The organism is Mesorhizobium sp. WSM4850, assembly GCF_055811735.1.
This window is the reverse complement of the sequence record NZ_JBVVPV010000001.1, coordinates 580067-595559: the sequence shown is the minus strand read 5'-3', so window position 1 is coordinate 595559 and position 15493 is coordinate 580067. Positions and strand designations below refer to the sequence as shown.

General features: G+C 62.1%; 12 protein-coding genes and 1 pseudogene. 5 read left to right on the top strand and 8 right to left on the bottom strand.

What is annotated here, in order from left to right; all coding sequences use genetic code 11:
• The first annotated feature begins 1 nt into the window (after nt 1).
• Both AC0L2Z_RS02795 and hutC read left to right on the top strand, forming a co-directional pair.
• Nucleotides 2–1024 carry a zinc-dependent alcohol dehydrogenase gene (locus tag AC0L2Z_RS02795; RefSeq protein ID WP_031255122.1) on the top strand — a complete coding sequence of 341 codons (1023 nt, stop codon included), beginning with the start codon at nt 2–4 and terminating at the stop codon, nt 1022–1024.
• Nucleotides 1021–1755 carry a histidine utilization repressor gene (gene hutC / locus AC0L2Z_RS02790; RefSeq protein WP_023799637.1) on the top strand — a complete coding sequence of 245 codons (735 nt, stop codon included), beginning with the start codon at nt 1021–1023 and terminating at the stop codon, nt 1753–1755. The genes AC0L2Z_RS02795 and hutC overlap by 4 nt, the downstream gene beginning before the upstream one ends.
• Before the next feature lie 176 nt (nt 1756–1931).
• Here hutC and AC0L2Z_RS02785 read toward each other — a convergent pair whose 3' ends face one another.
• From AC0L2Z_RS02785 to AC0L2Z_RS02775, 3 genes are all read right to left on the bottom strand, one after another.
• The gene (locus tag AC0L2Z_RS02785) at nt 1932–3281 is read right to left on the bottom strand and encodes an SLC13 family permease (protein WP_128172146.1); all 1350 of its coding nucleotides are present in this window, start codon (nt 3279–3281) and stop codon (nt 1932–1934) included.
• Between the two features lie 222 nt (nt 3282–3503).
• Nucleotides 3504–5024 (bottom strand): malonate--CoA ligase, encoded by a 1521-nt coding sequence (locus tag AC0L2Z_RS02780; RefSeq protein WP_473626576.1) that lies wholly within the window; start codon nt 5022–5024, stop codon nt 3504–3506.
• 22 nt (nt 5025–5046) lie between these two features.
• Nucleotides 5047–6441, bottom strand: coding sequence for a malonyl-CoA decarboxylase (locus tag AC0L2Z_RS02775; protein ID WP_128167858.1), 1395 nt, complete (start codon nt 6439–6441; stop codon nt 5047–5049).
• A gap of 200 nt (nt 6442–6641) precedes the next feature.
• Here AC0L2Z_RS02775 and AC0L2Z_RS02770 point away from each other — a divergent pair, with 200 nt between their 5' ends.
• The 3 genes from AC0L2Z_RS02770 (at nt 6642) to AC0L2Z_RS02760 (ending at nt 10240) form a co-directional block, all read left to right on the top strand.
• Nucleotides 6642–7292 carry a GntR family transcriptional regulator gene (locus tag AC0L2Z_RS02770; protein ID WP_128167928.1) on the top strand — a complete coding sequence of 217 codons (651 nt, stop codon included), beginning with the start codon at nt 6642–6644 and terminating at the stop codon, nt 7290–7292.
• Between the two features lie 268 nt (nt 7293–7560).
• Complete coding sequence (locus AC0L2Z_RS02765) at nt 7561–8034, top strand: hypothetical protein (protein ID WP_128167859.1); 474 nt, start codon at nt 7561–7563, stop codon at nt 8032–8034.
• Between the two features lie 130 nt (nt 8035–8164).
• Nucleotides 8165–10240: a sigma-54-dependent Fis family transcriptional regulator gene (locus AC0L2Z_RS02760; protein ID WP_128172143.1), complete on the top strand. Its 2076-nt coding sequence runs from the start codon at nt 8165–8167 to the stop codon at nt 10238–10240.
• Between the two features lie 187 nt (nt 10241–10427).
• On the opposite strand, the gene AC0L2Z_RS02755 is transcribed toward AC0L2Z_RS02760, so the two are convergent.
• The 5 genes and pseudogenes from AC0L2Z_RS02755 to AC0L2Z_RS02735 form a co-directional block, all read right to left on the bottom strand.
• On the bottom strand, nt 10428–11471 hold the full coding sequence (locus AC0L2Z_RS02755; protein WP_473626574.1) for an NAD(P)-dependent alcohol dehydrogenase: 1044 nt from the start codon (nt 11469–11471) through the stop codon (nt 10428–10430).
• Nucleotides 11472–11509: 38 nt separating this feature from the next.
• Complete coding sequence (groEL, locus tag AC0L2Z_RS02750) at nt 11510–13141, bottom strand: molecular chaperone GroEL (RefSeq protein ID WP_128167861.1); 1632 nt, start codon at nt 13139–13141, stop codon at nt 11510–11512.
• Nucleotides 13142–13218: 77 nt separating this feature from the next.
• The gene (locus tag AC0L2Z_RS02745) at nt 13219–14019 is read right to left on the bottom strand and encodes an iron-sulfur cluster assembly protein (RefSeq protein ID WP_128167862.1); all 801 of its coding nucleotides are present in this window, start codon (nt 14017–14019) and stop codon (nt 13219–13221) included.
• Between the two features lie 5 nt (nt 14020–14024).
• A pseudogene (locus AC0L2Z_RS02740) lies at nt 14025–15046 on the bottom strand (amidohydrolase family protein).
• A gap of 73 nt (nt 15047–15119) precedes the next feature.
• Entirely contained in the window at nt 15120–15491 is a 372-nt protein-coding gene (locus tag AC0L2Z_RS02735) for an MmoB/DmpM family protein (RefSeq protein WP_023799649.1), read from the bottom strand.
• Between the last annotated feature and the right edge of the window lie 2 nt (nt 15492–15493).

Below are 15493 nucleotides of genomic sequence, written 5' to 3'. Positions count from 1 at the left end.
GATGAAGGCGGCCAGACTCCATGCGGCGGGCGATTTGCGGGTTGAGGACGTGCCATCTCCCGGCGAACCAGCGCCTGGCTGGGTGCGGCTCAAGGTGACGGCCGCCGGCATTTGCGGCTCCGACCTCCACAACTTCCGCACCGGTCAGTGGATCAGCCGCGCGCCGAGCGTCGTTGGACATGAGTTCGCTGGCGAAGTGACTGCCGTGGGGGCCGGCGTGTCCCAGTTTGCGCTCGGAGACCGGGTCGTGGCCGATTCGCGCTTCTGGTGCGGCGAGTGTCCTGCCTGCCTGGCCGGCCGGCATAATGTCTGTGCCAGACTGGGCTTTGTAGGCGAGATCTGCGACGGCGGCTTCGCGGAAGAGACGCAGCTGCCGGCGCGGCTGCTTGTGCGCCACGACCCCACGCTCGATCCCGCGATCGCCGCCATGGCGGAGCCGCTGGCGGTCGCCCTGCACGCGGTGCGGCGGCTGGCGGCGCCGGCCGCAGCGCCGGTGCTTATCGCTGGTTGCGGCCCGATCGGCGGATTGGCTGCGCTGCTCCTGTCGCGGCCAGGCGAGAGACAGGTCCTCGTCGCCGACCGCAATACGGCGCGTGCGGAGCTTGTGGCCAAGGTGAGCGGCGCGACCGTCGTCGACCTGGACGCCCTGCCCTGTGATCCCAATCTGCGCCATGCCCCCAATCTGCGCCATGCCATCGACGCGACGGGCAGCGTGGCGGTGATGGCGCGGCTGCTCGATGTTTTGGCCGGCGGCGGCACGCTGGCGCTGGTCGGCATTTCGCATGGCCGCCTCGACCTCGACCCCAACTTGCTGGTCGAGCGCGAGATCGCGCTTGTCGGCTGCCACGCCTTCGCCGACGAGCTTGCGCCGGCCGTCTCGATGCTGGGCGATCTCGCGCCCGCGCTGTCGCGCTTCGTGTCCGACGAGATCGCGATCGGCGAAATTCCCGCCGCTTACCAGCGCCTGATCGCCGGCGTGAGCGGCGGGTTGAAGACCATCGTCCGGATGGAGAGCGGACGATGATCAGGCTTACCGAAACCGCCGGGCCGCTCTACGAAAAGGTCAAGGACTACGTGCTTGGCAATATCGGCAGTGGCAACTGGCCGAAGGACCGCAGGCTGCCTTCCGAAAACGAGCTGGTCAGCACGCTCGGCGTCTCGAGGATGACGGTGCACCGGGCGCTGAGGGAACTGACCTCGGAAGGCCACCTGCTGCGTATCCAGGGCGTAGGCACCTTTGTGGCGCCGCCGAAACCGCAATCGGCCCTCATCGAAATCAGGAACATCGCCGGCGAGATCGCCGCGCGCGGCGCACGCCACAGGGCCGAGGTCATCGTCCTCGAGAAGATTCGCAACCCGGCGCTGGACCTCGTCGTCGCCTTCGAGTTCACGCGCCGCAGACCGGTCGCCCATTCGATCATCGTGCATTTCGAAGACGATGTGCCCGTCCAACTCGAGGAACGCTTTGTCAATCCGGCGCTCGCACCGGACTACCATCGGCAAGATTTCGTGGCGACCACCACTTACGACTACCTGCAGCGGGCGACGCCGCTGACGGAAGTGGAGCATGTGATCTCGGCCGTCGCCGCAGAAGAGATGGCGGCCCGCCATTTGAAGATCCGACCCGGCGACCCATGCCTGCTCCTGCATCGGCGGACCTGGTCGGGCGCGGCGGTCGCCACCGTCAACAAGCTCACCTATGTCGGCAGCCGCTATTCGCTGGGCAGCCGCTACGCGCCCTCACCCGCCGCATGAGCAGCGACAGCCCGCCAGGCAGGGCGGGCGGCGCTATCGGCCAAACGGCTGCCTTGATAGGCAATCAGCTCCGCCTGCGCCGCCTTTTTTCTTGTTGACGCCGATCAGATCATTTCGGGTCAAGCCTGGCCGCCGGTCAAATTGCACCGGAGCGGCCAGACTGATTGGCCGACCATTCAAACCAAACCGGGGACCACGAAAACCAGCCAGGCGATGACAGGGCCGATGATGGCGATAAGCGCGCTGTAGATCAGCAACGTCTTCAGCACGCCCTCGCGCTCTGCTTCCCGGGCATTGGCGACGACCAGCGCACCGTTGGTCGAAAACGGGCTGGTGTCGACGATGGTGGTGGAGATCGCGATCGCCGCAACCACACCTATGGCACTGATCTGTCCCTGCAGGAGGAAGGGCACGGCCAGTGGAATGATGGCTCCCAGCAATGCCGTGGACGAGGCGAATGCCGATACAATGGCGCCGGTGAAGCAGAGGAGGAGTGCAACCAGCAGCGGCATGCCCAGGCTTGAAATGCCTTGGGCGACGTAGTCGATCGTGCCGATCTTCTCCATGACGCCGACATAGGTGATGATGCCGGCGATCAGGAGCACCGTCGACCAGCTGACCTTGTCGATCGCTGCCTTTTGGGTCTTTGGCGAGAGGAGCGCGAGCGCGACCGCGACGGTGATCGCCACCAGGCCGACATTGAACTTGAAGACAAGTGCGCCGACCGCGAGCGCGGTTAGGCCGACTAATGTCGTCAGCCTTTCCGTAGTCAGGCCGGAAAGCGCCGACACATTTTTTGTCTGCTCCTCAAAGACGTGATGGCTGATCGGAGTAGCCGGCGTGCCGCCGTGGCCGACGATTGACTGCGTGACGCCTTCGGGGTGGAGGTCAGGCAGCGGTCCCGACGCGACCGAATACTTACGCAGCACCTTTGAGCCGCCGAAGACGAAGAATACGAGGACGGCGATGGCCAGATTGAAGAAGAAGCTGGAGAGAAACAGTGATGTCGGCGCGAACGGCAACCCCGCCTTTTCGACGATCTGGTTGGTAATGCCGCCATAGACGCTGATCGGCGAAAAGCCGCCCGCCTGTGCACCGTGAATAACCATCAATCCCATCATGACCGGATTGATGCGGTACTGGAACGCAAAACCCAGCGCCACCGGGGCCAGGATGGCGACCGCCGCAGGTCCAAGCGCACCGAAGCCGGTGATGACGGCCGCGACCAGGAACATGACCCAGGGAATCCACGCCACATGTCCGCGCACCAGTTTGACCGCGCCCTCGACCAGCCAATCGATAGTACCGTTGATCTGGGCGATGGCGAACAGGTAGGTAATGCCGACCAATGTCAGGAAGAGGTCGCTCGGGAAGCCAGCAAATATTTCCGCCGGCTTCATCGCCATGACGAGCGAGCCGACCAGAAAGGCGCATGCGAAGGCGAGCGCGCCCATATTGATCGGCTGCATGGTGGCGATCACGAACATGCCGATCAGCAGCGCAATCGACAGAATCTGGATGTTCATAGCTTCCTCCCTCGGGAAACGCCTTCAGGCGCCCGTTCTCATTTCCATCGGTGGTAGATCAGCCTGCGTTGGTCTCGCTCCCAAGCACCAACGCAGGGTCGTCAGCGCCTCCTAGAGCCGGATGATTTCAGGAGTCGACCTGAAATCTAAATCCGGCTCTAAATCAAAGAGATAGAGCATGATGTCGTCCGAAAACCGCTTCACACTTTTCGGCATCATGCTCTAGGAGGCGGGCATGTACAGGTTGCTGAACCGGTCGCGCAGAAGGTTCTTCTGCACCTTTCCCATGGTGTTGCGCGGAAGGTCCTCGGCGAAGATCACCCGTTTCGGCTGCTTGTAGCGCGCGAGGCGGTCGCGCAGCGCGTTCAGCACGGCCTTTTCGTCCATTGTGGCACCGGGCTTGAGCACCACGATGGCCGTCACCCCCTCGCCGAAATCCGGATGTGCAATGCCGACGACCGCACTCTCGGCGACGCCGTCGAGTTGATCGATCTCACCCTCGACTTCCTTCGGGTAGATGTTGTAGCCGCCGGAGATCACCAGGTCCTTGTCGCGGCCGACGATGTGGAGATAGCCCGCCTCATCGATCTTGCCGAGGTCGCCGCTGATGAAATAGCCGTCCTTGGTGAACTCCGCCGCGGTCTTTTCAGGCATCCGCCAATAACCCCGGAAAACGTTCGGGCCCTTGATCTCGATCATGCCGGTTTTGCCTGGTCCGAGCGTCTCGCCGGTGGCCGGATCGGTGACCCTCACCGACACGCCCGGGAGTGGGAAACCTACTGTCCCTGCCCTTCGCTCGCCGTCATAGGGGTTTGAGGTGTTCATGTTGGTTTCGGTCATGCCGTAGCGTTCGAGAATGGCGTGACCGGTGCGCTGCTCGAATGCGGCGTGCGTTTCAGCGAGCAACGGCGCCGAGCCGGAGATGAACAGCCTGATGTTGGCGACCGTCTCCCGGTTCAGGCCCTCATGCTGCAGCAACCGGACATAGAAGGTCGGCACGCCCATCATCAGCGTCGCCCGCGGCATCAGAGAAAGGATTTCCTCCGGATCGAACTTTGGCAGCAGAAACATCGAGGCGCCGGCGATGAGTGTGACATTGGTCGCCACGAAGAGCCCATGCGTGTGAAAAATCGGCAGCGCGTGGATCAGCCGGTCGGCTGCCGTCACCTGCCACCATTCGCGCAGTGCTATTGCATTGGACAAAAGGTTGTCGTGCGTCAGCATTGCGCCCTTGGAACGGCCGGTGGTTCCAGATGTGTACAGGATCGCGGCGAGATCGTCAGGCGCGCGCGCCGCGTCGAGAAAATCGTCAGACTCGTCGCGGGCCAACTCCATGAGCGACCCGGCGCCGTCCGCATCGAGCGTTTCGACAATCGCGCCGTAGCCGTGCGCGATCGTCTCGACATCAGTTCCCGACTTCGAGGAGACGATGACGAGCCGCGGTTCGGCGTCACCGATAAAATAGTCGAGTTCAGCCAGCGTATAGGCGGTATTCAGCGGCAGATAGATCGCCCCGCAGCGCACGCATGCGAGATAGAGCATCAGAGCCTGCGGGCTCTTGTCCACCTGGACCGCGACGCGGTCGCCCGGGCGAACGCCGAGCACATCAATTGCGCTGGCGATCTGTCCGGAGAGCCGCAGCGCATCTGCATAGGTCCAACGCTGACCATCAATAGTCTCGATGAAAATCGACTCGCCTGACTTAGCGGATGCTCGCATGGCGTCGAACAGATGATTGCTCATTGAACTCCTCCCAATCTGCTTATTAGGTTTTCTGCATTTCGGTGCGGCGTCGATGAACCGGGGCCGCGATATCGGTGTCGGTCGAAGCGGTTGCCGCCAGTTTTCTTACCTCCGGCGAAGCGGCTATTTCGCCATGCTGCGCCAAGGCTTCGTGGTTCGCCTCGATGTCGTCCAACTTGTAAAAGTAGTTGACCATCAAGCCGTGGGACTGCCGCATCGCCTTGGCGGAGCGATCGGCGAGGAAGTTCAGCCGTTCAAGGCGAGCGCCGTTGCCCAAATGAAAACGCGCCACAGGATCGACCGGCCGTCTGCCGGTGGCTCGTTCCCTAATGAAATAGCGTGCGGCGAGCGGGAGAAGCACCGCTTCAACGGCCTGTGCCTTCGGCGGATTGTCCGCCCAGCCCGGATCGTCCAGCAGCTCGAGCGTCTTGAGGGTCCGATCATCGAGGCTGGCATCGGCCGCCTTGCGCAGTCTTGCCAGCCAGCCAGCGAAACCCGGAACCGGCGACAGCGTCACGAAGGTCTTCAAGCCGGGCAGGTCGCGGCGCAAATCCTCCACCACCTGCTTGATCAGAAAATTCCCGAAAGAGATGCCACGCAGTCCGTCCTGGCAGTTGGAGATAGAATAGAAGACAGCGGTGGTGGCGTCCTGGGCCGTGATCGGCGAACGGTTTACATCGAGCACATCAGCGATGGCAGAGGGAATCGCCCTGGTCAGCGCAACCTCGACGAAGATCAGCGGATCGTCTGCGAGACGCGGGTGGAAGAACGCAAAGCATCTGCGGTCGGCTGGAGCTAGCCTCCGCCGCAGCTCCTCCCAGCCGGCGATTTCATGCACCGCCTCGTATTTGATGATCTTCTCCAGGATGTCAGCTGGCGTGGACCAGTCGATCGGACGCAGGGTCAGAAAACCGCGGTTGAACCATGAGCCGAACAGGTGGGCGAAGTCGGCATCGACAGCGCGAAACGGTTCCGTCGCATCCTTCATGGCTAATAGGCGTTCGCGCATCTCCACCAGCCTTGCCGTGCCTTTGGGGGCCAGGTTCAGTCTGCGCACCAGTTCCTGGCGACGCGGCTCGGCGGCCTGGTGCAGTTCGATGACGGCGTCCGAGCTCCTGTCGCTGCGGTAGCGCTCGATGGCTTTGTCAAGCTTGGCGATGTCTGGGCCGAACTGTTCGTGCAGCATACGCGCGAAGTCTTGCTGACCGGCCGCGTCCAGTTGGGCCCAGCGCTGAAGGACCTCGGCGGCCAATGCCATGCCCGAGGCCTCGCCCCGGCTGGACAACAGCATGTCGCAGAGTGTTTCGATATTCGTCTCGGCTTGGACCGGTTCGCTGCGCGCCCCTGCCGCAACCAGCCTGCGGCCGCGATCGGTAATGCTTTGCACCATATCGCTAAAGAACGAGATGCCTGCCATGTCGGAGTCCCTCCTGGCAAAAAAATCGAAATCGGCGCAAGCAGACCCGCCGCGCGGCCTCGACGCGTGCCGGGTGCTCGGATGCGTCCACCCATTTGTGTGCGACTTGCCTTTTGTGGTATTGTTCTTAAACGTTCTTGTACGCAAAGTCAATGTTCTTGCATACAAGATTTATCATGCTGCATTGGAAGGCCCAGAAAATGTCGGAGAATGTCGTTCAGCGCCTACGTGACGAGATTGAAAACGGCATAATCTCGAACGACTTCGCCCCCGGTGCACGACTTGACGAGGTGCAATTGGCAACACGCTTCGGCGTGTCGAGGACGCCGGTGCGCGAGGCGCTGATGCAGTTGAACGCAATCGGGCTGGTGGAGATCCGGCCGCGCCGGGGTGCCGTGGTGATCGATCCGGGACCGCACCGCATTTTCGAAATGTTCGAGGTGATGGCGGAACTTGAAGGCTTGGCCGGTTCGCTGGCCGCGCGACGGTTCACCGATGCCGATCGCACAACTATCCTGGCCGCGCATGCAGATTGCGAGCGTTCGTCTTCGGCCGGCGACAGCGACGCATATTATTACGATAACGAACGCTTTCACAAAGCTATCTACACTGCCAGCCACAGCGGTTTTCTGGCCGAGCAGTGCGTCGCACTGCACCGCCGTCTGCAGCCCTACAGGCGTCTCCAACTGCGCGTGCGCAACCGCGTTGCCACGTCGTTCGCCGAGCATGGCGCGATCGTGGAAGCAATCCTCGCCGGCGACGCGGAGCAGGCGCGCACGCTCCTGCGGCAGCATGTCAGCATCCAGGGCGAACGCTTCAGCGATCTTGTAGCGACGCTGGCGAGCAGATAGTCCGTCGCAAGTCGAGCCTCTCGCCTTTCACCGTCGCCTCAATGAAGTCAAGCCGCATGCCGAGGCCGGCATGGCAGCGGGCGTGCATCTGAGCAAGCGGGCGTTCCGGTTATCGGAAATCCCGTGTAGCAGCCGCCTGCTACCAGCAAAGCAAATTTTGGCGCTATCTTGATATGAATGGCGAACTTCGCCGAGGCGGTGTAGGGTTCACCGCAAAAGAAGAATTGAGCTGTAGAAACGGCGACGCGGAGCGAATCTGGGAGGATTCATGGTCGAGATTATCTCCAAGCGGGATGGCCCGCGGCGCGAGGACGCACACGTCAAAAGACTGATCGAGCAGAACCGCTCGACCATCGTCCGCCTTGCCGACCAGATCAGCGGTGGCGGCTATTCAGCTTCCAGGAAGCCACGACAGCAACCAAAGGCGGAAGGCCTGATCATCCATGTCGGTGGCGGCGCGGCACCGGTTGCCGAGGCCAAGCCGTCCATCCAAGTCACCATGAACGGCCGCGTCATTTCGAAGGATCGGAACACCGGCCGTCAACTTCATCACATCGGCGATATCCGCGACCGCGGCGGCGACCAGGTCTTCGTGCTGGCTACAAAGCAGAATGGCTTCTTCTCGCCGGTCGACGAAATCGTTGCCGAGGCGCTTGCCGACATGGACGGATCCCGCCTCGCTGCCACCTATACCGAAGAACAGCTTGCCTTCGACATCGGCGCGAAACTCGGCATCAACTGATCAGGCTAACGCCTGGGCGTGCTTCTTCACGTCCAACTCGCGGCAGCCTACGAACGCGACAGCATACAGAAATGGCATGCCTCAAAGGTTTTGTGATGACTGAATGAAACAAAGGTTCTGTGATGACTGAATGAAACGCGAGATAGCCCCAAATCAGATGAAGATCGATGCCCTTCCGGCGCGTAGATCGCTGACCACCGGCCAAATGGCTCTGAGCAACATCGACTATGACGAGCATGCCACCATGCGCGCCTGGGAAAGTTTCCTGGCTGACGAGCCCAAATGCGCCGGCGATGCTGTCCACCCAAGCCACGTCCGCTCCCTCATTCACGATTCCTGGTATCGCAGTGCCACCGGCGGCATCAACGCTCAAGGCATTGAAGCGCCGCTGAGCAGTGATCGCGACGAAATCGAATATCTTACCCGGGCCAATGCAGAACTGCTTTCGGCGGCGCGGCGGTCGTTCGCATCGCTTGGCCAGTTACTGGACGGGACCGGCGCGATGCTGGTTCTGGCCGACAGCGACGGCGTGCTGATCGACGCCATCGGCGACAAGAAGACGCTGCATGACGGCATGGATATCCACTTGGCCATCGGCGGCAAATGGAACGAGGATGCCGTCGGGACGAACGGCATCGGTACGGCGCTGTGGACCGGCGAGCCGACTTTCGTGCATGCGGCCGAGCATTTCTGTGCCGGCATCAAATCCTGGACCTGCGCCGGCGCGCCGATTCGCGACCCGCTGGACGGCAAGATCATCGGTGTGGTCGACCTGTCAGGCTATTCGCCGATCTTCAGGCCGCACAACACCGCGCTCGTCGCCGCGACAGCCCGGCAGATCGAAAAGGCATTGGCCGAACAGCAGCAGGAACAGCGCACGCGCCTGCTCGAAGCTTTCATTTCATCGGCTCCCGGCTACCGCCGAAAGGACGGGCTGGTAATCGTCGACCACCGCGGTCGTGCCATCTTCTGCAACAATGTGCCTGATGGCGAGGCCACTGAGATGATGGACGGCCCGATGGAGCCAGGCCGTGGCCGCTGGCTGATGAACCTTCCGTCCTCCGGCTCCGAAGCCGACCTTGCCAGGGCGCTGCCGGCCCATCTGCGATCCTGCCATATCACCCCGCTCAAGCTCGATGGCGACCTCCGCGGCGCGGCGCTGGTGTTCCCCTCCGTGCCGGCAGTCTCCAGTGCGGCGGTGGTCCACCGGGAAGTGAACAAGCATCTTCAGGATGCTGTCGCCATGATCGTCGGCGAAAGCGAAGCGCTGCATGCCGCCATCGACGTCGCCCGCCGCGTCGCCCGGTCGAGCAGCGTAACATCGCTGTTGGTCGAGGGTGAAACAGGGGTCGGGAAAGAGCTGTTTGCGCGGCTTGTCCATGCCGGCGGCCGGCGCACGGCGAACGATCCGTTCATCGCCATGAATTGCGGGGCGATCACCAGGGACCTGTTCGGCAGCGAGTTGTTCGGCCATGTCGCCGGCGCCTTTACCGGCGCCTCGCGTGAAGGCAAACCGGGGGTTTTCGAGCTCGCCCATGGCGGCGTCCTCAGTCTCGACGAGATCGGCGAATTGCCGCTCGAGATCCAGCCGTTTCTGCTGCGTGTCCTGGAAGAGCGCGTGGTCAACCGCATTGGCGACAGCCGGGGCCGCCCGGTGGACGTGCGCCTGGTCGCCTCGACCAATCGCGATCTCAAGCACGAAATTGCCACAGGCCGATTCCGCCGCGATCTCTACTATCGAATTGGCGCGGTTTCGATCACTGTTCCACCGCTGCGCGAGCGTGGCGAGGATGTGCTGCTGCTGGTCGAACATTTCAACCGGCAGATCGCCACCGCAGCGGGCGAGGACCCGCTGGAATTTTCCCAAGAAGCGCTCGATGCCCTGCTCGCCTATCAATGGCCGGGCAATGTACGCGAACTGAGGAACCTCATCGGGCGGTTGCATGTCCTGGCGCGGGGCCGAGATATCGGGCTCCACGATCTCCCCGGTGAAATCGCGGCGCCCAGCGCCACGTCCGATGATGGCAAGACCCTGTCGGCCGAGTCGCCTGGAGGCACACTCGTCGAGGCGGAACGCCAGGCGATGAAGAACGCATTGGCGGCCGAGGGCGGCAATCTCAGTCGGGTCGCGCGGCGGCTCGGTATTTCCCGGCCGACACTCTATCGCAAACTCGACCAATACGGCATCCGCCGCGGTTTCCTCTAGGATCAGAACCCGTCACCGGCACAAAAGCGCCGAGCGGCATTCGCGCCACTGGCTGGGGAAAGTCATGCCAATGGTCAGCGAAATTGCCACAGCCGCGCCGATCTTGGTGATGCCGCCCGGACCCTTTCTCTCCCTCTAGATGTGACCGGACACCGCACCCGACCGCGCGAAATCCGGCCCATATATTTCAGGGCACGATGACGCCGCGGCCGGTGAACCGGCGGTTCTTGAAATCGTCGAGCGCAGTGTTGATGCTGGCAAGGTTGTATTCGGTGTAGTGCATCTTCACCTTGCCGTCGGCGTTGAGCTCCATCAGTTCGATAAGCTCGGTGAAATTGCCGACCAGGCTGCCGCCGATGTTGATCTCCTCGATGACGAGATGGGCGGTCGGCACATTGATATTGCCGCCATAGCCGACGACGAACAGTTGCCCGCCCTTGCGCACCATCTTCCAGCAGATGTTTTCGACGCCGAGCTCGCCGACGAAATCGATGACCACATGGGCGCCTCCGCCGGTGATCTGGCTGACCTCCTCGATGACGTTCGGCCCGCCATCGAGGACGAAGTCGGCGCCGAGATCCTTGGCCAGCACCTGTGCTGCCGGCTCGCGATCGACGGCGATGATGCGGCAGCCCGAGATCGCGTGCAGCGATTGCAGCGCGATGTGGCCGAGCCCGCCTATGCCGAGCAGCACACAATAGCTCCCTGGTCGCAGCAGTTTGGCGGCGCGCTTGGCGGCGCGATAAGCGGTGATGCCGGCATCGGCAAGCGGCGCCACCTCGATCGGCGTGACGTTGGCGTTCAGCTTGATCAACGAACGCTCGCTGGTGATGAAATACTCCGCGAAACCGCCGTTCATGCCGAGGCCCGGAAATTGGCCGTTATCGCAGTACATATCCTCGCCGTGGCGGCAGTTGAGGCAGATGCCGCACGAGCGGAAGGGGTGGCAGATCACGGCGTCACCGCGCTTGACCGACCTGACGCCGCTGCCGACCTCCTCGACCCAGCCTGCATTTTCATGGCCCATGATGTAAGGCAGCAGCGTCCCCTCTGGATCCATGGTCGGCTTCCACACACCCTCGATGATGTGGAGGTCGGTTCGGCAGAGGCCGGCAGCACCTACCCGCACTATGACCTCGTCGGGAGCGGTAATGGTCGGCGCCTTGACCTCCTCGACCCTGAGCTGGACGTTCATATGCGGGTCGTATTCGTAAAGTCTGGCAGCTTTCATCGTCGTATCCTTTCAACGTCGAGATTGTTCGGATTGCTTCAGGCGCGGCCGAGCTTTTCAGAGCCGCCACCGCGAGCCGGTCCGGCCGTCGGGTCCTCGTCCTCGGCGAGATGGCCGATCAGCGTTTCGGTGGTCAGGATCAGCGTCGCCACCGAAGCTGCGTTGGCGAGTGCTGTGTAGGTGACGCGGACCGGATCAATGATCCCTGCCTCGAACATGTTCTGGTAGCTGCCGGCAGACGCGTTGTAGCCGTAGCCGCCGTTGATGCGCGTGACTTCCGCCACGACCGCTTCGGGATCGGCGCCGGCATTGACGGCTATGCGCCAGAGCGGCCGCGACAGCACCGATCGCACCAGGCGCACGCCTTCGGCGACATCGCCGTCGACGTCTGCCGCCACCTTGTCGAGCAGCGGCGCGATCTGGGCAAGCGCCGAGCCACCTCCGGCGACCACGCCCTCTTCGGATGCGGCGCGCACCGCATTCAGCGAATCCTCGATGAGCTGAATGGTTCGCTTTTGCTCGACCGGCGTGACACCGCCGGCATAGAGAATCGCGGTGCCGCCAGAAAGCTTGGCCAGGCGTTCGCGCAACTTGTCCTGATCGATATTCGGCGGCGAAGCTTCATACTGCCGCTGCACCTGAGCGCGACGCGACGCGATTGCCGCGTGGTCGCCGCCGCCGCGGATGATCGAGGTGTAGGACGAACTGGTCTTCACCCGGTCAGCCGTTCCGAGATCGTCGGCGGTGATGTCCTCCAGCCGACCGCCGAGGTCGCGCGCGATCACCTTGCCGCCGGTGATGATCGCCAGATCCTCCATCATCGCCTTGCGCCAATGGCCATATTCCGGCGGATGGACAACGAGGTATTTTCCAGGTCCTTGCTTGCCGAGCAGCGTTACCACGACTTCCGGCGACATTTCCTCGGACACGATCAGCAGCGGCCGACCATCCTCGGCGGCAATGCGGCGAGCCGCATCCAGCGCCTCGGGCTGCTTGATCTTGAGATCGGTCATCAGGATGTACGGCCGTTCGAGAACAGCCTCCATCTTCTCCTGGTCAGTCACCATGTGATGAGAGAGATAGCCGCGGTCGAAGGACATGCCCTCGACCACATCGAGCGTGGTCTCGGTGGTGACGCTGAAGTCCGTGGTGATGACGCCTTCGGCCCCCACCCGCTGGTGGGCTTCCGCCACCAGTGCGCCAAGCTTGGTATTGGTCGCCGCAATGTTGGCGACCGAGGCGAGAATGCCGTTGCCCTTAGCCGGTTTGGCCGAAGCCTTGAGCGCCGCCACCACCGCTGTCACGGCAAGGTCGATACCCTTGCACAGATCGACGGATTTCACGCCGCGTTCATTCGCTTCCACACCGCCCTGGATGAGAGCGTTGGCGAGCACGATGGCAGTCGTGGTACCGTCGCCGGCGACCTCGTTGGTTTGCATCGACACTTCGCGAACGACCTGCGCGCCCATGTTTTCGAAACGGTCGTGCAATTCGATCTCGGAGGCGATGCTGACGCCGTCACGGGTCACCATCGGCGTGCCGATCGGCCGATCGATCATCGCGTTCATGCCTTTGGGGCCGAGCGTCGGCTCGACGGCAGCGGCCAGCCGAAAGACGCCACGGGCGAGAGCACGACGGGCGTCGGAGTTGTGAAGCATTATTTTGGGCATGATTCCTCCTTCCGCCTTACGGGCGGGTTGTTGGTTAGGGGCCTCGTGCAAGGGAGGCCGTTGTTTTCGGCTCTACTTCAGGCGGTCGGCGCGGCTCGTGCCGGCACGCGATCCATGATGAAATCGACCAGTGTCGGTTCGCCGTCGACCACATGAAGTTCCTTGTATCTGGTCTGCTTGAGCCCACGGCAAAGCGCGCCGTTGAACTCCATATTGACGCGCACACCGCGCAGTTCAGCGAGATGGGCGCCGAGTGCGGCAGTCTGTATGCGTTGCCCTTCCCAGGTTACGAAGACAGGATCATCCGCCCGGCGGCCGGGAAAACGCTCGATCAGAGCCGCCCGGTATCTCGGCTTCTGTTTGGCCGCTTCGCCCGCCTCGAGCCGCGCGACGTCGTATGCCGGCAGGTCCATGCCGAGGATTTCCCGATCCGTCAGACCATGCTGCCGAAGGCCCCGCAAAACCGCCTCCTGGCGCCGCTTGAATGCCTTCATCCTGAAGGTTTCGCGCAAGGCGCCGAGATCCTGATCCTCGGCAAGTTCAGCGAAAATATCGCCGAATGTCTTGCCGGCTGCCATGCCGCGATTGACCTCTTCCGCGAACATGTGGTCGTGCAGCTTGACGCGATAGGCCGGCGACCATGAGAGTTGGTCGAGCGCCTTGCGGACGCCGTCCAGCATCAGGAACGCGAAGTTGGGCGAGCACCAGTAGGTCGGCAGGCGGAAATCTATCTCCACGCTGCCATCGCCCGTCATCACGGCTCGCTCGACGAAGCCCATCTCGGTAATCGGTTCGTCGAGTTCGGGGTCATTGACCTCACCAAGGCACCGCCAGAGCTCCTTCTCGCGGTTGCCGGAAACGCTGGCGGCGGTTGCCATGGCCCCTACTCCGCCGCGATGCTGAAGGGCGAACTGGCGAGCGCCTTCTTCTTGGCTGCGATGTCGATGTTGTAGAGACGCGCGGCATTAAGACCGAGGATCTTCTCCTTGATCTCGTCGGTCAGTTGCACGCCGCGTTCTGCGGCGATGTCGTCGGGGATCTGGTAGGCCCAGAATTTCTCGACCAGCCAGCGTGGCGTCCAGATCGCGTAGTCGGAACCGAACAGGATTTTCTCCGGCCCGATCCAGAACAGCAGTTCGGCGATGACCTCGCCGAAATAGCGCGGGCGGGAATGGATGAAGGGCAGCGTTACCGCAAGCCCGCCATAGACGTTGGTTTCCTGGGTCGCGATCCAGCAGAAATCGTCAAGACGCGGCAGGCCGCAATGCTCGATGATCCAGTTGAGGCCCTGGAAATCCGTCGCCGCATGATCGACGTCATGCACGTCGAACGCATCCTTCGAGAGCGGCAGGATCGTCGGGCCCTTGTGGACGTGAATGTTCCTGATGCCAAGCTTGTCGCAGAGTTCGAAGCATTTGTAGGCATCGGGATGGTGAGCTTCCAGCCCTTGGAGGCGCCGTTCCATTCGGCCGTGTACATCTTCACGCCCTTGACGTCGTAGGTCTCCTTGAGGAAATGGATGTACTCAAGCGCCTTCTCACCGTCCCGCGGATCGAAGGCGCCGTTGACGATGAAACGCTCCGGATAACGCTTGGCCACCTCGGCGTTGCGCTCGATCGTGTTGAAGCCGTTCTTGTAGAAGTCCTTGAGATAGGTCGACTGGACGATCGCCATGTCATCTGGACCGTCGATGAACAGGTCGCGATAGAGATCGTCGGCACTGTATTTCTCGAACTTGCTCTTCTCCCACAGCTGGTCCTTGGGGCTCATCCCCGTGTGATAGGCGTAGAAGCAATCGATAAACTGCTTGCCGTGAATATTCTTCTGGTTTTCCGGGCTGCCGTCCCAGAAATGGGTGTGGCCGTCGACCACGAAAATATCCTTGCCTTCCGGTGTCCTAAACATTCTTTCCTCCGCAAGATGCGTGTTGATCGGTTCGGCGTGCCGCAACCAGCCGGCACGCCTGATTTTTTGCTGGCTATTCGATGTATTCGAACATCTCGTCCATGTTGCCGAACAGGATCACGGTGTTGTCGTCGATGCGCACCATCCGCCCGTAGTGGGTCGAGCTGTTGACCTCGAACGTTTCCGCCGTCATCTCGCGGCCGAGATATTCGCTGATCTCGTCCATTTTGAAGATCAGTTTGCCGGTGCCGTCGATCCGGATCATCGCCGGTTGGTAGGTTACGGTCACGTTCGGCTTCAGGCCCATGAATTCAGCGATGGCCCTGGCTTCCACCGAGTCGTTCATGGTGACGCCGCACTGATGCGAAATCGTCTGTTCGAAGGTGATGTCCTTCATCGCCCTGAAGATGTTGGATTGCGATGCGTCGCGTGCTGCAGTTGACATGA

Bases quoted from the DNA above. Each gene is read 5' to 3' on its own strand.
- AC0L2Z_RS02795 (WP_031255122.1), top strand. From the start codon at position 2: ATGAAGGCGGCCAGACTCCATGCGGCGGGCGATTTGCGGGTTGAGGAC.
- hutC (WP_023799637.1), top strand. From the start codon at position 1,021: ATGATCAGGCTTACCGAAACCGCCGGGCCGCTCTACGAAAAGGTCAAG.
- AC0L2Z_RS02785 (WP_128172146.1), bottom strand. From the start codon at position 3,281: ATGAACATCCAGATTCTGTCGATTGCGCTGCTGATCGGCATGTTCGTG.
- AC0L2Z_RS02780 (WP_473626576.1), bottom strand. From the start codon at position 5,024: ATGAGCAATCATCTGTTCGACGCCATGCGAGCATCCGCTAAGTCAGGC.
- AC0L2Z_RS02775 (WP_128167858.1), bottom strand. From the start codon at position 6,441: ATGGCAGGCATCTCGTTCTTTAGCGATATGGTGCAAAGCATTACCGAT.
- AC0L2Z_RS02770 (WP_128167928.1), top strand. From the start codon at position 6,642: ATGTCGGAGAATGTCGTTCAGCGCCTACGTGACGAGATTGAAAACGGC.
- AC0L2Z_RS02765 (WP_128167859.1), top strand. From the start codon at position 7,561: ATGGTCGAGATTATCTCCAAGCGGGATGGCCCGCGGCGCGAGGACGCA.
- AC0L2Z_RS02760 (WP_128172143.1), top strand. From the start codon at position 8,165: ATGAAACGCGAGATAGCCCCAAATCAGATGAAGATCGATGCCCTTCCG.
- AC0L2Z_RS02755 (WP_473626574.1), bottom strand. From the start codon at position 11,471: ATGAAAGCTGCCAGACTTTACGAATACGACCCGCATATGAACGTCCAG.
- groEL (WP_128167861.1), bottom strand. From the start codon at position 13,141: ATGCCCAAAATAATGCTTCACAACTCCGACGCCCGTCGTGCTCTCGCC.
- AC0L2Z_RS02745 (WP_128167862.1), bottom strand. From the start codon at position 14,019: ATGGCAACCGCCGCCAGCGTTTCCGGCAACCGCGAGAAGGAGCTCTGG.
- AC0L2Z_RS02735 (WP_023799649.1), bottom strand. From the start codon at position 15,491: ATGTCAACTGCAGCACGCGACGCATCGCAATCCAACATCTTCAGGGCG.